The sequence below is a fragment of the Microcystis sp. T1-4 genome (genome assembly GCF_000297435.1).
Lineage (GTDB): Bacteria > Cyanobacteriota > Cyanobacteriia > Cyanobacteriales > Microcystaceae > Microcystis.
Genome location: NZ_CAIP01000010.1, coordinates 1 through 4,524 on the forward strand (window position 1 = coordinate 1; position 4,524 = coordinate 4,524).

2 protein-coding genes are annotated in these 4,524 nt (G+C 43.2%); one reads left to right on the forward strand and one right to left on the reverse strand.

Annotated features, from left to right (window positions below; genetic code table 11):
* Positions 1 to 178: 178 nt before the first annotated feature.
* Positions 179 to 1,315 (reverse strand): RNA polymerase sigma factor, RpoD/SigA family, encoded by a 1,137-nt coding sequence (locus tag MICAI_RS00610; RefSeq protein ID WP_008196229.1) that lies wholly within the window; start codon positions 1,313 to 1,315, stop codon positions 179 to 181.
* 600 nt (positions 1,316 to 1,915) lie between these two features.
* Between MICAI_RS00610 and priA the strand changes: the two genes are divergently transcribed.
* A complete protein-coding gene (gene priA, locus MICAI_RS00615) occupies positions 1,916 to 4,405 on the forward strand; it encodes a primosomal protein N' (RefSeq protein ID WP_039899232.1) in 2,490 nt (829 codons plus the stop codon).
* Positions 4,406 to 4,524 lie beyond the last annotated feature (119 nt).

The window sequence follows — 4,524 nt, forward strand, 5'->3', positions numbered from 1 at the left end:
ATATTTTCCCGTTTTCACTTTCTGTTCGATTAGATGCTCTTGTGGTGGGGGAAGATGTAGGTTCATAGGTATTAGGACTATCTACTGAGAAAATCAACTTGATCTTAATTTTAAGCTAAATATCGACAAAAAAAGCTCTCCCAGAAAAAGGAGAGAGGAGAGAACGAGTTAGAAAAAATTATTGATGTAACCATCCTTTCAGACGACGCGCAACTTGAGGACGACGTAATTTTCGCATCGCTTTAGTTTGAATTTGACGTACTCGTTCGCGAGATAAATTGAACATTCCCCCCACTTCCTCTAGGGTATAGGGTTGACTGGTAGCTAAACCATAACGGAGGGAGATAACATCTTTTTCCCGTTCCGTGAGAACATCACTTAAAACTGCGAAAATTTCTTGACGCATCATCATCTCATTCATTTTATCTTCGGGAAGTTGTAGATCATCATCTTCCAACAGATCCACTAATTCCGTATCTTCTCCTTTCCCTACACGATGATTTAAAGAGAGAGATTGACGACGCAATTGTAATAATTGCCGCAATTGTTCGGGAGTCATTTCTAATGCTTCTGCGAGTTCCCGTTCATTGGGATTGCGCTGTAAATCTTGCTTGAGAATGCGCTGCGCTTTTTTGAGTTTATTGAGTTTTTCGACAATGTGAATCGGTAAACGAATTGTGCGCGCATCATTAGCAATAGTGCGGGTGATTGCTTGTCGAATCCACCAATAAGCATAGGTAGAGAATTTATAACCTTTATTGGGATCGAATTTTTCGGCCGCACGGTTGAGTCCGATCGCACCTTCTTGAATTAAATCTAAGAAAGGAACACCGCGATTTAAATAGCGTTTAGCGATAGAAACCACCAAGCGCAAATTAGAACGAATCATTTTCCGTTTAGCTGTTCTTCCCCGATAAAGACGGTTTTCCAGTTGACGTTCATTATCTAATTCTAAAGCGATCGCCCATTCCGTTTTCGTCGGAGGACGATGTAAATTTTCTTGTAGTTTTTGGCGCACTTCTTCCGCTTCCATCAGAAACTTAACCGAGTAGGCTAGTTCAATTTCTTCTTCCGCATTAAGCAGTGGATAACGGGCCATTTCTTTAAAAAATGCCCCAACAGTATCTTCATTGCTGCCTTTATCGTATCCCGTTCCACTACCTGCACGAGTGTTTTTTAGGGTTTCCGGTAAAGGTTCAGTCAGCTCCTCGTCAGTTCTTTCAGCAAAATCCACGCTGTCTAGTTCTAAAGGATTTGTCTCCAGGGCAATGATTTGATTAAAATTATCATCAGAGGCTAGTTTAGAGATTTTCATAAGCAGTTATGGATGGAGTGGGGTTATAATAGCGGGGAAAAACTCAGTTTCCCCCAATGGGCTGATTGTTACATTGAATTTTCAGGGAGCAGATTTTTTAAACGTTTTCTTAATTAATGGCGGCAATTTCTGGGATATAATTGCGCGATTCTGTGTCGATGGTTACAAATCGCCGAACCAGACAATAAGATTTTCTGGTGAATGGGAGGAGCTTTTTGTGTTTCTACTCATACACTCTAACTAAGGTTTTTGGTATTTGACTAGGTAAGGATCACGCTTCTTAACAATCAAGATAGCAGTCAGCTTTTTATTACTATTCTTAGCTTTTTCTATTGAGAACCATTCTCACCTTTTGACTAACTATACTGGGATTTAATAGCTAATAGTCAATAGTTATCATTAACTTTATCAATGCTTAAGGGTGGATAAAAATTCTTTTGGGAAGACTTCACGGGCTAAAAATCAAAATTTGTGGGCAAAAAAGCAATATTTAAAGTGTTTTTAGAGAAAATTAACTGGTTTTATTCCCCTCAAGCTTTAAACTATAATTTAAATACCCCATTCTCCCCATCTCCCTATCACCCCATCTCCCCACTGACTATGCTCGATCGCTGTGCTACCCTGACTGTAGCGGAACCTCCCACACCTTACCAATTAACCACAACTGGACAACCGTGGTTAGAGGTTTTGGTCGATCGTCCTTATCCTAGAGATAGTCAAGAGGATCAGCAAATATTAACCTATAGTATCCCCGGGGATTTAACGGTAGAAATCGGCGATATTTTAAGCGTTCCCTTTGGTTCTCAGGTAATTGGGGGAATTGCTCTTAGATTTCTCGAAAATTTGCCCCCAGGACTAGAAGAGAATCAAATTCGTCCCGTGGAAGAGGTGATTGCTAAGGGTTTTTTTCCCGATAATTATTGGCAGTTATTAACGAAAATCGCCCAATACTACGCAACGGATTTAATCACCGTTGTTCGCGTCGCTTTACCTACGGGTTTACTGCGAAGTTCCCAACGTCGCATCAGATTAAAACCGGCAGCGATTCCCCCCGGTGCGGAGGTTTTTTGTACTCCCCTCTCCCGTCAGATTTTATCCCTGCTAAAAAATCAAAAAGAAGGCGATTATTCGGCGAAATACCTGCAAGAAAAAGTAAAAAATGCTAATTACGGTATCCGAGACTTAGTTAAGCGCGGTTGGGTAGAAAGTTATCTAGAAGCGCCCAAAAGTCCTAATATTAAACAAAAAAAAGCCATTACCCTGCTAATAACTGACTTTCCTGCTGATTTAACTGAAAATCAGCGCAAAATTGTCGAAATTCTCCGTCATCAGGGGGGAGAAATGTGGCTGCCAGAATTGGCACAACTCGCGGGGACCAAACATTTTAAACCGCTCATTGATAAGGGTTATGTGGTGATTGAGGATCGGGAATTTCTGCGCTTATCCTCGGCGATTATGAGCAGGGATCAACCAAAAACACTCACTTCTAGTCAAAAACAAGCCCTAGAAGCCATTCAAACCCTAAAAGGTGGTGAAAGCGTTCTCTTACACGGAGTGACGGGATCGGGTAAAACAGAAGTCTATCTACAGGCGATCGCACCAGTCCTAGCAGCGGGTAAATCTGCCTTGGTTTTAGTCCCCGAAATTGGATTAACACCGCAACTAACCGATCGCTTTGTGGCCCGTTTTGGCGATCGAGTCTATGTTTATCATAGCGCCCTCTCCCAAGGAGAAAGATACGATACTTGGCGACAGATGTTGACAGGGACCCCACAAGTTATTATCGGGACGCGATCGGCGATTTTTGCCCCTTTACCCCATCTAGGCATGATTATCCTCGATGAAGAACACGATAGCAGCTTTAAACAAAGTCAATTACTCCCCACCTATCACGCGCGTACCGTGGCTAAATGGCGCGCTCAATTAAACCATTGTCCCGTAATTTTAGGCTCGGCCACGCCATCCCTAGAAACATGGCTAGAATCCCAAGCTAATCCCCGTCTTTACCTATCTTTGCCCGATCGCATCCAAAATCGCCCCTTACCGCGGGTGGAAATCGTCGATATGCGAAGGGAATTGCAACGAGGCAATCGTTCCCTGTTTAGTCAATCCCTGCGTTCATCTCTGGACACCCTGCGCGACAAGGGAGAACAGGCAATTTTATTCGTCAGTCGCCGGGGACATAGTACCTTTGTATCTTGCCGAAGTTGCGGTTATGTGCTGGAGTGTCCCCACTGTGATGTCTCCCTCTCCTATCACCACACCGAACCGGGAGCGCAAGAATTACTACGCTGTCACTACTGTAACTATGGTCGCATTCATCCGAAACAATGTCCTGAATGCGGTTCTCCCTATCTGAAATTTTTCGGCACTGGCACTCAGCGAGTCACCCAAGAATTAAGCAAAGAATTTCCTGATTTGCGTTGCTTGCGTTTTGATAGTGATACCACCCGTAACAAAAATGCTCCCCGGGAACTATTAAAACTATTTACTGATGGTGAATTCGATGTCTTAGTCGGAACCCAAATGCTCACCAAAGGATTAGATATTGATCGAGTTACCCTAGTAGGAGTAATGGCAGCCGATGGCTTACTTTATCACTCCGATTATCGCGCCTCCGAACGCGCTTTTCAAACCCTCACTCAAGTGGCAGGGAGAGCAGGAAGGGGAGAAACAGAAGGAAAGGTAATTATCCAAACCTATACCCCCGAACATCCCGTGATTAGAGCAGTACAAACCCACGATTATGAGGGTTTTGTCGAGACGGAATTAATGCAGAGAGAGGGTTTAAATTATCCTCCCTACGGCAGTTTAGTCTTAATTCGCTTTAGTGGTTTAGATGGGGAAGCAGTGCAGAAAAGTGCCGAAAATGTCGCAGAGGAATGTGTTAATAATTTCGGTCCCGATTGGGATATTTTAGGACCTGCACCCGCAACAATTATGCGCGTGGCTAACCGTTATCGCTGGCAAATTCTGTTAAAATTATCGGGAGACAAGACTGATATCGGTCGTCTTTTTCTTGCTCTGAAAAGCTTAGTTTTACCCAAGGTAAGTATGGCGATCGATGTGGACCCCTTAACTATAGAATAATCAAGGATGGACAATGGGATCGCCATTGCTCACGGATGCAACCAGTTATCTAAATCTGTCAAAGTGTCAAAATCTAATAAAGCGAGTCCTAAGTCTTAAACCTCTTGCATAATTAGGGC